This window comes from Actinospica durhamensis (assembly GCF_018139695.1).
Classification (GTDB): Bacteria; Actinomycetota; Actinomycetes; order Streptomycetales; family Catenulisporaceae; genus Actinospica; species Actinospica durhamensis.
This window is the reverse complement of the sequence record NZ_JAGSOG010000202.1, coordinates 1-16,587: the sequence shown is the minus strand read 5'-3', so window position 1 is coordinate 16,587 and position 16,587 is coordinate 1. Positions and strand designations below refer to the sequence as shown.

Here is a 16,587-nt window from a genome sequence, read left to right as displayed (position 1 = left end):
GGGCGCGGGCGTCCGGGCGGCACGGGCCGCCCGGGCCTCGGGCGGCGTCCGCGTGCCCCCGCGTCCGGCATCAAGCCGTGCGGATTCTGACACGAAGACCCCTTCCCTGCCGAAGGCCGTCTCGCCTGCGCGCTCGCGGGTCTCCCCGGGCCGAACGAGGCGCCCGCGCGAGATCGCGGGGCGCATCGGGAGAGCACAGAGGTTCCGGTCGTCGTTGACCGGAACCGTCATACAGAGTTCACCTGACGGCAACCGATGTCAAGGGGCTGCCCGGTATCCGGACCCCTTACCTCGCAGGTCGTCCGATCCCGTCCCGTTCCGTCCCGTTCCGTCCCGTTCCGTCCCGTCGAGTCCCATCCCGTCCGCCTCGGCCCTGTTTCGGCCCCCGTTTTCCGGGCCGCTCCCGTCCCGTTCCCGCGCGGGCGGGCGGCGCTAGACTCGGCTCCGTGCATCACCTTCACGCCCGCCGCTTCTGCCAGCTGCCGCCTCCGCGCGCCTGACGGGCGCGTCGGACCCCGACGGTCGTTCAGATCCCGGCCCGGCCGGCGCGCACAGCGCCGCCCCGGCCCGCTGCGGCGCGCCCGGACGTCAGTAGATCGATGAAATCCTGACATCTCGGCCGAAAAGGTGTGTACCTCCGCATGAATGCCTCCTCCACTGTTCCCTCCACCGTCCTCACCCCCGTCCGTGCGCGCACCGAACTCGTGCGCGGCGTGCTGCCCCTGCTCGCCTGCAGCGTGCTGTGGGGCACGGTCGGGCTCGCCTCCGTCTACGCGCCCGCCGCGGCCTCGCCCGACTCCGTCGGGGCGTTCGGCATCGGCCTGGCCGGCCTGCTGATGCTGCTGACCAGGCCCGGCGCCCGCCGGCTGGTGCGCGGCGCCCGAGGCCGCATCAGGGCACTGGTTCTGCTCGGCTCGGTGTCGCTGTCGGCCTACCCGCTCGCGTTCTACCCCGCGGTGCGGATCCTGGGCGTGGCCACGGCCACGGTGATCACCCTCGGCAGCGCGCCGCTGTTCGCCGGACTGATCGCGCGGTTCGTCCAGCGGCGGCCGCTCACCCGGCGCTGGCTGCGCTGCGCCCCGGTCGCCGTGGCCGGTACGGCCTTGCTGGTGCTCGGCGACGACGGCGGCTCGGGCGACGGCCGCGGCGTGGTCCTCGCGCTGATCCCCGGTCTCGCCTACGCCGTCGCCTCGACGGTCGCCTCCCGGCTGATCGAGCACGGCGCGGGCTCCTCGCAGGACGTGTACGGCGCGATGTTCGGCACGGCGCTGTTCTGGTGCGTCCCGGTGGTGGCCGGCTTCGGCGCGGCCTGGGTGCTCGAGCCCCGTGGCGCGGCCGTGGCGCTTTACCTGGGCTGCGTCACCAACGGCCTCGGCTACGCCCTGTTCGGCAGCGCCCTGCGTTACACCTCGGCCGCCACCGCCACCACGATCACCCTGGCCGAGGCCGCGGTCGGCGCGCTGCTCGGCGTACTCGTGCACGGAGAGCGCCTCGGCGCCGTCGGCTGGGCCGGTCTCGGCGTCCTCGCCTGCGCGCTGGTCATGCTGAGCCTGCCTCAGCGTGACCAGGGCGCACAGATGGATAACATTTCCGACCCGGTGTCTCTGCACCCGGCTTCGTAGGACCTACGTTGTACCCGGACGGCGATGGCGACCCATGCTGCGGGTCGATCGGTCGCGGGGCCGCCGGTCAGCGGGGTAGGGCTGCCGTCCGGGTACAAGTCCAGGTGGGACAGGTCAGGGAGGGGAGAAGAGGATGTCGGACAACGACGATCCGCAACAATTCGCGGCTGGGGCCTCGGAACGGGTGGGGCAGCCCGAAGCGACGGAGGTTCAGGACGTCGAGGACGCCCCGAACGTCGAGGACGCTCCGGCGGATGCGGACACTGAGACGGTCGCGGAGGTCGAGGTCGAGGTCGTCGCGGAGGTCGAGGACGTGGTGGACGTCCCGCGGTCCGCGGAACCCGCGGAGGTGACCGAGACGGCCGAGGTGACCGAGGTCGTGGCGGTGCACGAGGCCGCGCCGCCCGCACCGGAGGCCGAGGAGCCGACGACGGACTCCGCCGCCGCGCCGACGACCGTGGTGCCGGTGCTGCACGCTCCGCAGCCGGAACCGCTGCCGCAGCAGCCGCAGCAGCCGCAGTGGCAGTCGCCGGCCGAGGAGCCGACCCAGTTCGTGCCGCAGCAGGCCGCGCCGCAGTTCCAGCCCCAGCCCGCCGCCTTCGCCGCGCCCGGCTACCCGGCGCCCGACGGCTCCGGCGCGTACCCGGCCCAGCAGGGACAGGCGCCCGCCTCGCCCGGCCCGCAGCAGTATCAGAACTCGCAGCAGTATCAGAACCCGCAGCAGTATCAGAACCCGCAGCAATATCAGAACCCATACGGCACCCCGTACCAGAACCCGCAGCAGGCGGCCCCCGCGCGTCCGGCCGGGCCGCCGCCGGTGACGGTCAACGACCTGCTTGGCTCGGTCTTCGACGCCGGCCGGGCGCTGCTGGCCGGATTCGTCGCCGTCCTGGTCGCGCTGCTCCTGGTCGTCTACGCGGGGATCCAGAACGCGCACGTCTCCGCCGGAGATCTGTTCAAGGGCAGCGTCTACCTGCTCGGCGCCAGCCTCGGCACGCCGCTGACCGGCCACGCCAGCGTGAACGAGGACAGCGGGTTCGGCTCGAGCGTGGGCGTCACGATCGACCTGACCATCCGGGTCACCGTCTGGGCACTGACCTTCATCGTGCTCTTCCTGCTCTACCGCTTCGCCCGCAAGCGCGAGAAGCTGGCGGCCAGCCGCAGCCTCGGCCAGCTGTTCCTGCGCAGCGCCGTGACCGCGCTGGTGCTGTCCCTGATCATGCTGATCCTGGCGCTGGTCACCCGGTCGAGCGAGCTGTTCAACGCGGCCTCGGTGGCCTCCTCGGACTTCTCCGGCCTGAACGGTTCGGCCGGCCTCGGCGCCGGCTACGTCTTCCTCGGCCCGCTGCTGCTCGCCTTGGCGGCCGGGCTGCTCGGCCGGTTCGGCGTGTGGCTGCACGCGCCCACCACCGCCGACCCGCGCGCCGAGCGGGCCAAGGCCCTGGTCGACCAGTGGCGTCCGGCCGTGCGCGTCGCCTGGCAGCAGCTGACCGTCATGGGCACCCTGATCGGGATCGGGCTGTGGGTCTGGCTCGCGGTCGAGGTGTTCCAGGACCCGAGCACCGGCCCGTATCGCACGGCCCTGCTGCTCGGCGCCCTCGTGCTGCTGCCGAACCTGGCCGTCTACGGCACCTTCGCCGGCATGGGCGTGACGCTCTTCGTGGGCGGCGCGTTCGGCGCGAGCGTGCTGGGTCAGAGCACCGCAGACAGTACCGACGGCAGCCCGAGCTCCACCTCTTCCGCGCTCGGCTTCTTCCAGGGCGAACACCCGTGGGGCCTGTGGCTGGTGCTGCTCGGCGTCATCGTGGGCACGCTCGCGCCCGCCGTGCTCGCCCGCACCACCCGCCGCTTCGCGGTCAACCGCGACGACTACGCCATGAACGGCGCCTGGCGCTCCATCGTGGTGGCCATCGTCACGACCCTGGCGGTGATCCTGCTCGGCGCGATGTCCCTCGGCATGACCGGCAACGCCGGCGAACTCGGGTCGGTGAGCGCGACCGTCTCGCTCGGCCCGAGCCTGCTCGGCGCCCTCGGCCTGGCCTCGCTGTGGTTCCTGATCGCGTACCTCGCGGTCTCGCTCTCCCAGGGCCACCGCTTCCAGGCCGCCACGCCCCGTCAGCCCTCCGGCATCCCCCCGCAGGGCACGCCGGAGTACGCGCAGTACGTGCAGTACCAGCAGTACCTGCAGCAACAGCAGCAGTACGAGCAGTACCAGCAGCAGGCTTACGCGCAGCAGGCCTATCAGCAGCAACAGCAGCCGTATCCGCAGCAGCCGCAGGTGCCGGCCCAGCCCGGGCCGGACCAGTCCGCCGCCGGGCCGACGATGACCGTCCCGCTGGCGCAGCCCCCGGTGACGCAGGTGACCCAGGCGCTCGCCAGCGAGCCGCCGCCCTTCGCGGACCCGGGATCGGCTCCGGAACCGACCCTGGAGCAGTCGCAGCAGTCGGAGACGCAGCAGCCGCAGTTCCCGCAGCAGCCGTCCTCGGCCGAGGACTCGACCCAGTTCGTGCAGGCCGGTCAGGGCAACTCGGGCACCCAGGAACTGGCGCCCCCGGTCCCGGTCGAGCCGTTCCAGCCGAACTACGGGCAGGTCCCGCAGCAGCAGGATCCTGCGCAGCAGTACGCCGAGCAGTATCCGCAGCAGTACGCGCAGCCCTATCCGCAGCAGCCGTACCCGGCGCAGTGGGCCCCGCCCGGGCAGAGCGGCCCGGCCGGCTGGCCGGCGCCGGGCCAGCAGCCCGAGCAGCCCGGTGCGCGCAAGGGCTTTCTGCAGACCAAGATCATCGTTCCGCTGGTCCTGGTGGTGCTCGCGGGCGGCGGCTACCTGGCCTACCACCTGATCGCGGGCGGATCCGGCGGCGGCGCCACCGGCGCGGTCTCCGCGTACTTCGGCGACCTCGCCTCGGGCGACGCCAAGGACGCGGTCGCACTGGCCGAGCCGCCGACCGGCACCACCGTGATCACCTCGGCCGCCACCCTGGCCGACGCCGCCAACCGTCCGACGGGCTTCTCGGTCGTCTCCTCGCGCAAGGCGACCACGTCCGAGCAGTCCGAGCTGACCAAGGCCAAGTTCAGCGGGACGAACACGACCGTGGTCGTGGTCAAGTACACCGTGCGCGGCAAGCAGATCACCGACACCTACTTCGCGTCGCAGAACGCGCAGGGCACGTGGCTGCTGCCGGCTCCCTACCTGTACCTGAACGTCACCGGCGGCTGGTCGAGCAAGGCGACCGTGGACGGGGTGTCGTTCACCGCGCAGGACGGGGTCCTGGTCTTCCCGGGCGCGCACGTCGTGAGCGAGCCGTCGAACCCGGACTTCTCCAGCGAGTCCACCACGATCGTGCCGACGGAATACACCTCCGAGGGCGAGACCTGGGCCGTCTACGGCAGTGACGGCCAGGGTCAGATCACCCTGCCGAGCCCGACCCTGAGCAGCACCGGGCAGACGGCCGTGCAGCAGGCGTACAGCTCCGCGCTGAACGACTGCGCCACCCAGGCCGAGTCCGGCGAGGGCGACTGCGGGATCGACAACTACTACGACTACTACCTGTGCAACAGCGTGACCTGGACGATCGGCACCGTCGGCACTGTGACGGTGGATCTGAGCTCGCAGGACTCGGACGGCAGCTTCAGCTGGAGCTCGGACGGCACGGTCGCCTCGGAGAGCGGGGACTACACCGACTACTCCGGCACCGACCAGACCTTCAGCAACCAGTCTACCGATCTGCAGAACGACGGCTCCGTGGTGTTCAACGCGGACGGCTCGGCCACGGTGACCATCACCGACTAGTCGCGCGCGCCCGCGTCCAGCGGGTTCCCGCGCCGGCCGGCTCCGGCCTGTCGGCGCGGGACGCTAGATTGAGGGCGTGGCCACGAACAACAGCCTGGCAGCCGGGGACGAACTCGTCCCCGGCTTCGGTTTGTCCGTGCTCGAAGGCGTGCTCGAGCGCGTCACCTACAGCAATGAGGACAACGGCTACACCGTCGCCCGGGTGGACATCGGCCGCGGCGGCGACCTGCTGACGGTGGTCGGCGCGCTGCTCGGCGCGCAGCCGGGCGAGTCGCTGCGGATGCGCGGCCGCTGGGGCTCGCACCCGCAGTACGGCCGGCAGTTCCACGTCGAGAACTACACCACCGTGCTGCCCGCCACGATCCAGGGCATCGAGCGCTACCTCGGCTCCGGCCTGATCAAGGGCATCGGCCCGCGCACCGCGGAGAAGATCGTGGCGCACTTCGGCGTGGCCACCCTGGAGATCATCGAGACCGAGCCCGAGCGGCTGATCGAGGTCCCGACCCTCGGGCCCAAGCGCAGCAAGCTCATCGCCGCCGCCTGGGTGGAGCAGAAGGCGATCAAGGAGGTGATGGTCTTCCTCCAGTCCGTGGGTGTGAGCACCTCCATCGCGGTGCGGATCTACAAGGAGTACGGCGACTCGGCCGTCGAGGTGGTCAAGCAGGAGCCGTACAAACTCGCCTCCGACGTCTGGGGCATCGGCTTCAAGACCGCCGACGCCATCGCGGTGGCCGTGGGCATCCCGCACGACAGCCCGGAGCGGGTCAAGGCCGGGCTGCAGTACGCGCTCTCGCAGGCGACCGACGCGGGCAACTGCTTCCTGCCCAAGGAGAAGCTGATCGAGCAGGCGGTGAAGATCCTGCAGGTCGACGCGAAACTGTGCGCCGACTGCCTGGAGGAGCTGCTCGGCCTCGAGGGCGCGGTGCGCGAGGTGCTGCCCGGCGAGTTCAGCTCGACCGAGGCGATCTACCTGGTGCCCTTCCACCGGGCCGAGGCCGCGCTCAGCCGCCAGCTGCTCGACCTGCTCCACACCCGCGAGGACCGCCTCGCCGCGTTCCAGGGCGTGGACTGGGACAAGGCACTGGCCTGGCTGCGGGAACGCACCGGCAACGCGCTCGCGCCCGAACAGGAACAGGCCGTGCGCCTCGCGCTGACCCAGAAGGTGGCGGTGCTCACCGGCGGCCCCGGCTGCGGCAAGTCCTTCACCGTGCGCTCGGTGGTGGAACTGGCCAAGGCCAAGGGCGCCAAGGTCGTGCTCGCCGCCCCCACCGGCCGCGCCGCCAAGCGCCTGGCCGAGCTCACCGGCGCCGAGGCCGCCACCGTGCACCGGCTGCTCGAACTCAAGCCGGGCGGCGACGCGGCCTTCGACCGGGACCGCCCGCTGCCGGCCGACCTGGTGGTGGTGGACGAGGCCTCGATGCTGGACGTGCTGCTGGCCAACAAGCTGGCCAAGGCCGTCGGCCCGGGTACCCACCTGCTGCTGGTGGGCGACGTGGACCAGCTGCCGAGCGTCGGCGCGGGCGAGGTGCTGCGCGACCTGCTGGCCGCCGAGCCCGTACCGCGGGTGCGCCTGACCCAGGTCTTCCGGCAGGCCCAGGAGTCCGGCGTGGTCGTCAACGCCCACCGCATCAACTCCGGGCGCCCGCCCCGGCTGCGCGAGTTCGACGACTTCCACCTGTTCCTGCAGGACGAGGCGGAGCCGGCCGCGCGCCTTGTGGTGGACCTGGCCGTGCACCGGATCCCCAAGCGCTTCGGCGTGGACCCGCGCCGCGACGTGCAGGTGCTCACCCCGCTGCACCGCGGCCCGGCCGGCGCCGGGAATCTCAACCTGCTGCTGCAGGAGGAGCTCACCCCGCACCGCGACGGCGTGGCGGAGCGGCGCTTCGGCGGCCGGACCTACCGGGTCGGCGACAAGGTCACCCAGATCCGCAACAACTACGACAAGGGCCGCAACGGCGTGTTCAACGGAACCGGCGGCATCGTCACCGCCATCGACTCCGAGGAACAGAAGCTCACCGTCCGCACCGACGAGGACGAGCTGATCCCGTACGACTTCGCCGAGCTCGACGAACTCCAGCACGCCTACGCGGTGACCGTGCACCGTTCCCAGGGCTCGGAGTATCCGGTCGTGATCATGCCGGTCACCACCAGTGCGTGGATGATGCTCCAGCGCAACCTGATCTACACCGGGATCACCCGGGCGAAGCGGCTGGTGGTGCTGGTCGGATCGGAGAAGGCGCTGGCCCAGGCCGTGCGCACGCCCGGCTCCGGCAAGCGCCACACCGCCCTCGACCTGCGTCTGTCCGGAAGGCTCTGAGGCGTTCGGCGGCGCGGCCGCACCACTGCGTGCGCCCGCGATGTCACGTTCCGTCCGCTTTCTCGTACCTTGTTATGATGGATCTTTGCCTGTGCCCCACAGCTTCGTCCGTGCCCCACAACTGGAGTAGTGATCAATGGCGATCAGCGTCTTCGACCTGTTCTCGGTCGGTATAGGACCGTCCTCCAGTCATACCGTCGGCCCGATGCGCGCCGCGCGCATGTTCGCCCGGCGGCTCAAGTCCCAGGGCCTGCTCGCGCAGACCGTGCGGGTACGGGCCGAACTGTTCGGCTCCCTCGGCGCCACCGGCCACGGCCACGGCACCCCCAAGGCCGTCATCCTCGGCCTGCAGGGCGAGGCCCCGGCCACCGTCGAGGTGGACCGCGCCGACCTCGAGGTGGGCCGGGTGCGCGAGAGCGGCCGGCTGCGCCTGCTCGGCAGCGAGATCGGCGACGCGCACGAGATCGCCTTCCACGAGCCGGACGACCTGATCCTGCACCGCCGCCGCGCCCTGCCCTACCACGCCAACGGCATGACGCTGTGCGCCTACGACGCCGACGCCCGTCCACTGCTGGAGAAGACCTACTACTCGGTCGGCGGCGGCTTCGTGGTGGACGAGGACGCGATCGGCGCGGAGCGCATCGTCCCCGACGACACCGAGCTGCGCTACTCCTTCCGCACCGGTGACGAGCTGCTGCGGCTGACCGCGGAGACCGGCCTGTCGATCAGTGCCCTGATGATGGAGAACGAGAAGGCCTGGCGCTCCGAGCAGGAGGTGCGCGAGGGCCTGCTGGAGATCTGGCGGGTCATGCGCGAGTGCGTGGAGCGGGGCCTGGGCCGCGAGGGCATCCTGCCCGGCGGCCTGAAGGTGCGCCGCCGCGCCGCCATGGCCGCCCGGGCGCTGCGCACCGAGGGCGTGACCCCGGCCAACGCGATGGAGTGGGTGACGCTCTACGCGATGGCCGTGAACGAGGAGAACGCGGCCGGCGGCCGGGTCGTCACGGCCCCCACCAACGGCGCCGCCGGCATCATCCCAGCCGTGCTGCACTACTACATGACCTTCGTCCCCGGCGCGGACGAGGAGGGCGTGGTCCGCTTCCTGCTCGCGGCCGGCGCGATCGGCATGCTGTACAAGGAGAACGCCAGCATCTCGGGCGCCGAGGTCGGCTGCCAGGGCGAGGTCGGCTCGGCCTGCTCCATGGCCGCCGGCGCGCTGGCCGAGGTGCTCGGCGCCTCGCCGGAGAAGGTGGAGAACGCCGCCGAGATCGGCATGGAGCACAACCTGGGCCTGACCTGCGACCCGGTCGGCGGCCTGGTCCAGATCCCGTGCATCGAGCGCAACGGCATGGCCGCGGTCAAGGCCGTCACCGCCGCCCGGATGGCGCTGCGCGGCGACGGCCGGCACCACGTCTCCCTCGACAAGGTCATCAAGACCATGAAGGAGACCGGCGCGGACATGGGCGTGAAGTACAAGGAGACGGCCCGCGGCGGCCTCGCCGTCAACGTCATCGAGTGCTGATCCGGGGCGGGTACTGCGTCGTCGGGCGCTGATCCGGCGGCGCCGCGGCCGCGTGCGCTACTGCCGCGTCGTGAGCACTCCGTCGGCCAGGGCCCACCAGTGCTGGACGCCGATCTCGCGCAGGAACCGCTCGTCGTGGCTGACCACCACGAACGCGCCGCGGTAGGAATTCAGGGCGCTGACCAGCTGGGCCGTGCTGACCAGGTCGAGGTTGTTGGTCGGCTCGTCGAGCAGCAGCAGGTGCGGCGGCCCGTCCGCACACAGCACGCAGACCAGGGTGGCGCGCAGCCGCTCCCCGCCGGACAGGACCCCGACCGGCAGGTGCGCGCGTGCGCCGCGGAACAGGAAGCGGGCGAGCAGCGTCATCCGCTCGGACTCGGGGCGCCGCGGCGCGAACGCGGCGAAGTTCTCCGCGACGGTGCGGTTCTCGTCCAGCACGTCGAGCCGCTGCGAAAGGTAGGCGATCCGCCCGTCGGCCCGCCTGATCCGGCCCTCGTCGGGCTCGAGGCCGCCGTGCAGCAGCCGCAGCAGCGTGCTCTTGCCGGACCCGTTCGGACCCGTCAGCGCGATGCGTTCCGGGCCGCGGATCGCCAGGTCGAAGCCGCCGTCGGCGAAGACGGGGGCCGCGCCGCCGAGCCGCACCTGCGCCTGCCGCGCGACGACGAGGTTGCGTCCGGCCGGGACGTCGGTGTCCGGCAGATCCACGGTGATGCGCTGGTCCTCGCGCAGTGAGCGCTCTGCTTCGTCGAGCCGCGCCTGCACGTCGCCGACCCGCGACGCGTGCATCTGCCCGGCCCGGCCCGCCGACTCCTGCGCGCCGCGCTTCATCGCCCCGGCCACGATCCGGGGCAGCCCGGCGTTCTCGAGATTGCGCGCGGCGTTGCTCTGCCGCCGCTCGGCGCGTTCGCGGGCCTGCTGCATCTCCCGCTTCTCCCGCTTCAGATCCCGCTCGGCGTTGCGCACGTTCTTCTCGGCGACTTCCTGCTCCGCCCGCACCGCCTCCTCGTACGCGGTGAAGGAGCCCCCGTACGAGCGCAGCTCGCCGCGGTCGAGCTCGGCGATGCGCTCCATCCGCTCCAGCAGTGCGCGGTCGTGGCTGACCAGCAGCAAGCTGCCGCCGAAGTCCGCGAGCGCGTCGTGGAGCCGGTCCCGCGCGGCGGCGTCGAGGTTGTTGGTGGGCTCGTCCAGCAGCAGCACGTCCGGTCGCGCGAGCAGCCGCGCCGCGAGCCCGAGCGAGACGATCTGGCCGCCGCTGAGCGTGTCGAGCCGCCGATCGAGGCCGACGTCCTCGAGCCCGAGCCGGTCGAGCTGCACCCGGCCGCGCTCCTCGACGTCCCAGTCGTCCCCGATGACGGCGAAGTGGTGCTCCGCCACGTCCCCTGATTCGACCGCGTCGATGGCCGCGATCACCGCGTCCACCCCGAGCACCTGGGCCACCGTCAGGTCACCGGCCAGCGGCAGGTTCTGCGGCAGATACCCGACCTCGCCGGTCACCGAGACCGATCCGCCGGCCGGCCGCAGCTCGCCCGCGACCAGGCGCAGCAGCGTGCTCTTGCCCGCGCCGTTCGGCGCCACCAGGCCGGTGCGGCCGGCGCCGAGGGCGAAGGAGAGATCGGAGAAGACGGGAGTGTCGTCGGGCCAGGAGAACGACAGATGCGAGCAGACGACGGCAGCCTGCGATGCGTGAGACATGGAGCTGGACCTCGGAGTCGAGCGCGGGCGGCAGAGGCTTCCAGCCGGCGTGGACGGACGTGCCGGGAAACCGCTGCGGCCCTGGGGGTGGACGTGTGGCGGGAGACGAAGAAGACGACATCGCGGCTCGTAGGCGGCCTCGCGCTCGCGCGCACCCGCCGGTAGCCGGTCAGATCCGGAAATCAACCGGAGATGTCGTCATCACCCAGCACGTCGGTGAACTCCTATATGCGATCAATACTCCATCCCACTGTAGCAGCCGCCTGCCCGGGCCCCCGGTGGCGCGCCGCCGTGGCGCCGTGCGCGGATTGTGCGCCCCCGGCCGGCGCCCCTAGACTCCGGATCACATGACGGCGCGCGGAAGTCGGTGGGAATCCGACACGGTGGCGCCACTGTGATCCACTCCGCTCGCGGGGTGGTCAGTCAGATCTGCGGCTGTCATGAGGCTCCATCCACGTACGAGGGACGCACCATCCCTTCAGGAGGTATCGCTTCATGACGTCCATTCCGCTGCACGGCGCGAACCCGGTTCCCGAGATCTCGATCTCGCCCGAGGCGCTCTCCCGCGGCCGTGTCCTCGCGATTCTGAGCATCACCGTCTTCCTGGCGCTCGCGGCGTACTACTTCGTCGGCGTCGACGAGGGCATGACCTCGCTGTTCGGCAAGACGATGGTGATTCACGAGTGGGTGCACGACTCGCGCCACTTCCTCGGCTTCCCCTGCCACTGAGCCGGGGACACCGTGGAGATACGCACCATCCTTCGCGGCGCGGGGGCGGGGGCGATCGCGGGCGTGCTCGCGTTCGTCTTCGCCCGCATCTTCGCCGAACCGGTCATCAACAAGGCCATCGACTACGAATCAGGACGCGATGACGTCCTGGCCGCGCTGAACAAGGCGGCCGGGCGCACGGTGGCGCCGGACGGCCCGGAGATCTTCTCCCGGGGCATCCAGTCCACCGTCGGCATCGCCACCGGGCTGATCGCGTTCTCGGCCGCCATGGGCGCCCTGCTCGCGGTGGCCTACCTGGTGATGCACGGCAGGTTCCGGATACGCCCGCGCGCTCTCGTGTGGATGCTCGCGGCGTACGGGTTCTTCGGGGTCTTCCTGCTGCCGTACGTGAAGTACCCGGCCAACCCGCCGGCCATCGGGCACACCTTCACGATCGTGCAGCGCGGCCATCTGTACCTGGTCATGGTCGCGGCGTCCCTGATCCTGCTCGCGGCCGCGGTGGTCCTGGCACGCCGGCTGGCGCGCCGGTACACGATGACGACCGCCGTGGTGATCTCGGCCGTGGCGTTCCTGGTCGGGTACGGCGTGCTGATCGGTCTGCTGCCCTCGCTCGGGGACCTGTCCGCGAACGTCGCGGCCACGAACCAGTTCGGGTACGCGCGGGCGGCGACGGAGACCCCGCAGCCGATCGTGAACATCCTGTCCACCCCCATCACGGTGGGCGGGGTCACCTATCAGCCCGGACAGCTCGTCTATCCCGGGTTCGACGCGGACGTGCTGTGGAAGTTCCGCTGGTACTCGCTGCTCAACCAGGTCCTGATCTGGACCACGATCGCCCTGGTCTTCGGCGCCCTGCTCGAACGCTTCCTCGCCGCAGGCGGGCGACAGAAGAAGAACAAGCGGGCCGAGACCCCGACACCGGCTCCGACCGAGGAACCCGTACCCACGGCCTAACCGGCGTCGGGTTCGATCGGGCGGAGCAGGACACAGTCGCCGCAGACCGGCCCCCTGCGGTCGGGCGCGGCCTGATAGATCAGGCAGCAGCTGCGGCGTTGGAAGCGCCCTTCGACCGTGATCCGCCACATGTCGGCGAGGAGCGGTCGGGCCAGCCACCGTTCGAGTTCGTCCCGCGCGCGCTGTGCGAGGGACGGCTCGGCGGTGGCCAGCGCCGTGCGCGCACCGGCCAACGCGGAGGCGATGTTGCCCCGCAGGATGCGCGGCGAGAGCCCGAAGGGGGCCGTCATCGCGCACAGTTCGAGCGCTGACGGTGGGATGAGGTCGTCCTCGACGTGCTCCTCCCGGTGACCGCCGCCAGGGCCGTCGGGGATGGAGAGCGCGAACATACTGCCGAGCGTCGGCTGCCACCACAGATCGCGCAGGCTCACCGGGCCGAGCCGACGGCCCATCACCGCGAGCGCGAACAGCGGCGAGAGCGTCCTGGCGACCAGCCCCAGATGCATGACGGACGCGGCCACGCGCACCGGGATCGCCTCCGGTGCCAACCCGCCCGCCGCGGCGAGGTATCCGCGCACGGCTTCGACGCGCGCGGCCGGTACGTCCGGATCATCGAGCAGTTCGGCCATCGGCCGCCACGCCGCTTCAGCCGCACAGGGGGCGCCGCCCGCGTCGTGCGTGTCGGCGGCGAAGAACGGGCCGAGGGCCGCCAGCCGCGCCGCCGTCGAAGTCCCCGTCGCCGCGCCCTCGCCCGTCACCACGACGTACAGCGTAGTCGGGCGCCGCGGCGGCCCCGGCTCAGCCCGGCTGCGTGCCGCCGCGTTCCAGCACCACCGCGCGCGGGTGGCGCACGTCGTAGGCCCAGTGGAAGCGCTCGAAGATCCAGATGAGGCGGGCCGAGGGGTCGAGCTGCCCGCGCAGCACGCCGTGGCGGGCCGAGTTGGGGTCGGCGTGGTGGCCGTTGTGCCAGCTCTCGCCGAAGGAGAGCAGGGCCAGCGGCCAGAAGTTCGTGGCGCGGTCGCGGCAGACGAACGGGCGGGTGCCCGCGACGTGGCAGACCGAGTTCACCGACCAGGTGATGTGGTGCAGCAGCGCCATCCGGATCACGCCGGCCCAGAAGAACGCCTCCACCGCGCCGGGCCAGCCGCCGGTCACCAGGTAGCCCACCAGCGCCGGGGCGAGCAGCGAGAGCACGGCCAGCGGCCCGAACAGCCGGCCGACCACGCGCAGGTCGCGGTCCGCCGCGATGTCCGGCGCGAACCTGGCCCGGTTGCTCAGCTCCCGCCGCAGCATCCAGCCGATGTGCGCGTAAAGCAGGCCCTTGAGCAGCGCCCGCGCGTTCGTGCCGTAGCGCCAGGGCGAGTGCGGGTCGCCCTCCCGGTCGGCGAACACGTGGTGGCGGCGGTGGTTGGCCACCCACTGCACCGGCGAGCCCTCGATCGCGAGCGAGCCCGCCACCGCCAGCGCGATGCGCAGCCAGCGTTGCGCCTTGAACGCGCGGTGGGTGAAGTAGCGGTGGTAGCCGACCGTGACGCCGAAGCCTGACACGCAGTAGAAGACGGCGGCCAGGACCACGTCGAGCGGGGTCAGGTACCGGCCCCACGCCAGCGGCACGGCGGCGAGCAGGCACAGCTGCGGCAGGACGACGAAGGTCCACATCGTGATCGCGGCCGCGAGCGTCTGCGGCGCGTCGAGGAGCGGCCTGCCGAGGGCCGGCGCGGGCAGTGCGCCGGACTGCTCGGCCAGGTCGGGCAGGTCGGGCCGCTCGGGCAGGTCGGTGGCTGTGGTGGCTGCCAGGTCCATGCGCATCCTTGCCGAAGGTCGCCGGGATCGCCGGGTGTGACGGTGGGAACTGCGGGTGCTGGCGCCAGTGTCCGGCACGGCGGCGCACTACTTCGTGAACGTCGCGACGCGCTGACCGGCCGAATCGATGAACGCCCGGGGCCGACCGCCGGGCGCCGCGCCGGACGTGCCCCGCCGGGATCCCGGCCCTGTGCCCGCCCGGCCCCGTGAGCGTTCGAACTCGCCCACGGGGCTGATACCCGCAGCTCCGCCCGGCCAAGCCCCCGCGCGTGCCCCGGTCCGCTCGGCCGGGTTACGCCGAACGAGTGCGTCGGGTCCGATGCGGCGCCGCGCGCATCCGGCTGGAGGTGTGACGGGCGCGAGCGGCTACGGCGCGCCTGTCCACGGCCGGTCCGGGGCTCTTGGACAGTGGAAAGGCCCTGCCACCGGAGCGAGAGAGCCACGATGACCCGGACCCGCCGCCCCGCCGCCACCGTGCTGACCACCGGAGTTCTCACCGCGGGCGTCATCGTGCTGACTCCGTTGGCCGCGTCGGCGGCGACCTCGGGCACCGACATCGCCGCGCTGGCCACGGCCAACGTGGGCAAGGGCGCGGGCAGCTGCTCGCTGGCCAACTCCACGCCCAACTCGCTGGGCGGGGCCGCGTACGGGACGAGCTGCACCGGCAACGGCGGGAACGCGGAGTACTGGTGCGCGGACTTCGCCAAGTGGGTGTGGCAGAACTCCGCCGGGGGCGCGGTGACCAACGCCTCCACGCTCAACGCGGGGGCGGTGAGCTTCTACAACTACGGCATCGACAACGCCACGCTGCACACCGCCACGACGTACAAGCCGCAGGTGGGCGACGCGGTCGTGTACGACGTCGTGGTCCCGGCCGGCAAGACCCACGGCCGCAGTGCCGACCACGTCGGCCTGGTCACCTCGGTGAACCCGGACGGTTCGATCGAGACCGCCAACGGCGACTTCGGCGGCACCTCAGGGTCGGGGGAGGCCTACTTCGCCGAGACCTCCACCGTGGTGGCCGCCACCATCGAGCCGGACCAGATCCCGGTCGGCTCCACGCCCAGCTCGGTCGGTATGACCATCAGCGGCTACATCACCCCGGCCGGCCTGGCCCCCTCCGCGCCCGACGGCTACCTGCCCCTCGGCGAAGACGGCGGGACGGCCGGCCCGTACGCCACCGACCCCTACGCGGCCGATCCGTATGCCACGGATCCGTACGCCACCGACCCGTACGCCGACGGCGAGTACGACGGCTCCGGCGGGTACGCCGACGTCCACGGCAACGCCTGGCTGCGCTCCGCCGGGTCCTGATCTTTCGGGTCCTGATCCGCGCGCGGCCGGCCCGCGGCACCGTACTCAGGCGTCTGGGCTCAGGCCTCTGCGCTCAGGCGTCCGGCTCGCTTTGCCGCTTCTCGCGCGCCTGGCCCTGACGCAGGCTGCGCAGTTCGTCCACCACGTCGCGCAGGCGCTCGACCACCGGGAGCGCGGCGGTGAGCGTGGCGGCCTCCTCGGCCGAGAGCTTCTCCACCGCCTCGGCGAAGATCTCGGTGCTGGCGGCGCGGCGGTCGCGCAGGTAGGCCTCGCCCTCCTTGGTGATGGCCACCATGACCACGCGCCGGTCGGCCGGGTCGCTCAGCCGCTCCACGAATCCGTCCCGGACCAGCGAGGCGACGAGCGCGGTCACCGAGGGCTGGGTGACCCCCTCCGAGGCGGCCAGCTCGGTGATCCGGCGCGGGCCGGTGCGATTGAGCGTGGACAGGGTGGAGACCGAGGTCAGGGACATGTCCCGGGGGGTGAGGCGGATGAACGAGGCCAGCAGGTCGTGCACCGCGGAGGCCGCGTGCTGCCCGTCCTCGGCGGGGGTCGAGGCTCGGCGGCCGGCGCTGGTGCTCACCTTGCGAAGCATAGTCGCGTCCCCCGTTCTCGCACGGTCCGTTGACAGGATATATAACTTGTCTATATGTTCTCGGCCACGCGGCAGGTGCCGGACCGCCTCCGCGCCCCGGGCCCGCGCCCCGCGTCACCTCACCGAGGAGGTCGTCTTGAACCGCGTGCCGAGTTCTCCGACTCCGCGCCCCCCGGGCGCGTCCGAGACGCCCCCGACGCAGGGCCCGCCGAGTCCGCCGACGCAGCGCACCCCGACGCAGAGCCCGGATTC

The 16,587-nt window shown here is 72.0% G+C and carries 11 protein-coding genes; 7 read left to right on the top strand and 4 right to left on the bottom strand.

What is annotated here, in order from left to right; all coding sequences use genetic code 11:
* Nucleotides 1–641 precede the first annotated feature (641 nt).
* The 4 genes from KDL01_RS29340 (at nucleotide 642) to KDL01_RS29325 (ending at nucleotide 9,248) form a co-directional block, all read left to right on the top strand.
* Nucleotides 642–1,622, top strand: a complete 981-nt coding sequence (locus KDL01_RS29340; RefSeq protein ID WP_212531886.1) for a DMT family transporter — start codon at nucleotides 642–644, stop codon at nucleotides 1,620–1,622.
* 133 nt (nucleotides 1,623–1,755) lie between these two features.
* Nucleotides 1,756–5,412, top strand: coding sequence for a hypothetical protein (locus KDL01_RS29335; protein ID WP_212531885.1), 3,657 nt, complete (start codon nucleotides 1,756–1,758; stop codon nucleotides 5,410–5,412).
* A 76-nt stretch (nucleotides 5,413–5,488) separates the two neighbouring features.
* Nucleotides 5,489–7,729 carry an SF1B family DNA helicase RecD2 gene (recD2, locus tag KDL01_RS29330; RefSeq protein ID WP_307846661.1) on the top strand — a complete coding sequence of 747 codons (2,241 nt, stop codon included), beginning with the start codon at nucleotides 5,489–5,491 and terminating at the stop codon, nucleotides 7,727–7,729.
* Nucleotides 7,730–7,865: 136 nt separating this feature from the next.
* Nucleotides 7,866–9,248, top strand: a complete 1,383-nt coding sequence (locus KDL01_RS29325) for an L-serine ammonia-lyase (protein WP_212531884.1) — start codon at nucleotides 7,866–7,868, stop codon at nucleotides 9,246–9,248.
* A gap of 57 nt (nucleotides 9,249–9,305) precedes the next feature.
* On the opposite strand, the gene KDL01_RS29320 is transcribed toward KDL01_RS29325, so the two are convergent.
* Nucleotides 9,306–10,940, bottom strand: a complete 1,635-nt coding sequence (locus KDL01_RS29320; protein WP_212531883.1) for an ABC-F family ATP-binding cassette domain-containing protein — start codon at nucleotides 10,938–10,940, stop codon at nucleotides 9,306–9,308.
* 495 nt (nucleotides 10,941–11,435) lie between these two features.
* Between KDL01_RS29320 and KDL01_RS29315 the strand changes: the two genes are divergently transcribed.
* A complete protein-coding gene (locus KDL01_RS29315) occupies nucleotides 11,436–11,669 on the top strand; it encodes a CbtB domain-containing protein (RefSeq protein WP_212531882.1) in 234 nt (77 codons plus the stop codon).
* A gap of 12 nt (nucleotides 11,670–11,681) precedes the next feature.
* Nucleotides 11,682–12,623: a CbtA family protein gene (locus KDL01_RS29310; RefSeq protein ID WP_212531881.1), complete on the top strand. Its 942-nt coding sequence runs from the start codon at nucleotides 11,682–11,684 to the stop codon at nucleotides 12,621–12,623.
* Here the strand turns inward: KDL01_RS29310 and KDL01_RS45510 are convergent.
* Both KDL01_RS45510 and KDL01_RS29300 read right to left on the bottom strand, forming a co-directional pair.
* Nucleotides 12,620–13,384 carry a (2Fe-2S)-binding protein gene (locus tag KDL01_RS45510; RefSeq protein WP_212531880.1) on the bottom strand — a complete coding sequence of 255 codons (765 nt, stop codon included), beginning with the start codon at nucleotides 13,382–13,384 and terminating at the stop codon, nucleotides 12,620–12,622. The two genes, KDL01_RS29310 and KDL01_RS45510, sit on opposite strands and share 4 nt — an antisense overlap.
* A gap of 37 nt (nucleotides 13,385–13,421) precedes the next feature.
* Complete coding sequence (locus KDL01_RS29300; protein ID WP_212531879.1) at nucleotides 13,422–14,426, bottom strand: acyl-CoA desaturase; 1,005 nt, start codon at nucleotides 14,424–14,426, stop codon at nucleotides 13,422–13,424.
* A gap of 444 nt (nucleotides 14,427–14,870) precedes the next feature.
* Between KDL01_RS29300 and KDL01_RS29295 the strand changes: the two genes are divergently transcribed.
* Nucleotides 14,871–15,740, top strand: coding sequence for a CHAP domain-containing protein (locus tag KDL01_RS29295; RefSeq protein ID WP_212531878.1), 870 nt, complete (start codon nucleotides 14,871–14,873; stop codon nucleotides 15,738–15,740).
* 73 nt (nucleotides 15,741–15,813) lie between these two features.
* On the opposite strand, the gene KDL01_RS29290 is transcribed toward KDL01_RS29295, so the two are convergent.
* Nucleotides 15,814–16,323 carry a MarR family winged helix-turn-helix transcriptional regulator gene (locus KDL01_RS29290; RefSeq protein WP_307846660.1) on the bottom strand — a complete coding sequence of 170 codons (510 nt, stop codon included), beginning with the start codon at nucleotides 16,321–16,323 and terminating at the stop codon, nucleotides 15,814–15,816.
* Nucleotides 16,324–16,587: the final 264 nt, after the last annotated feature.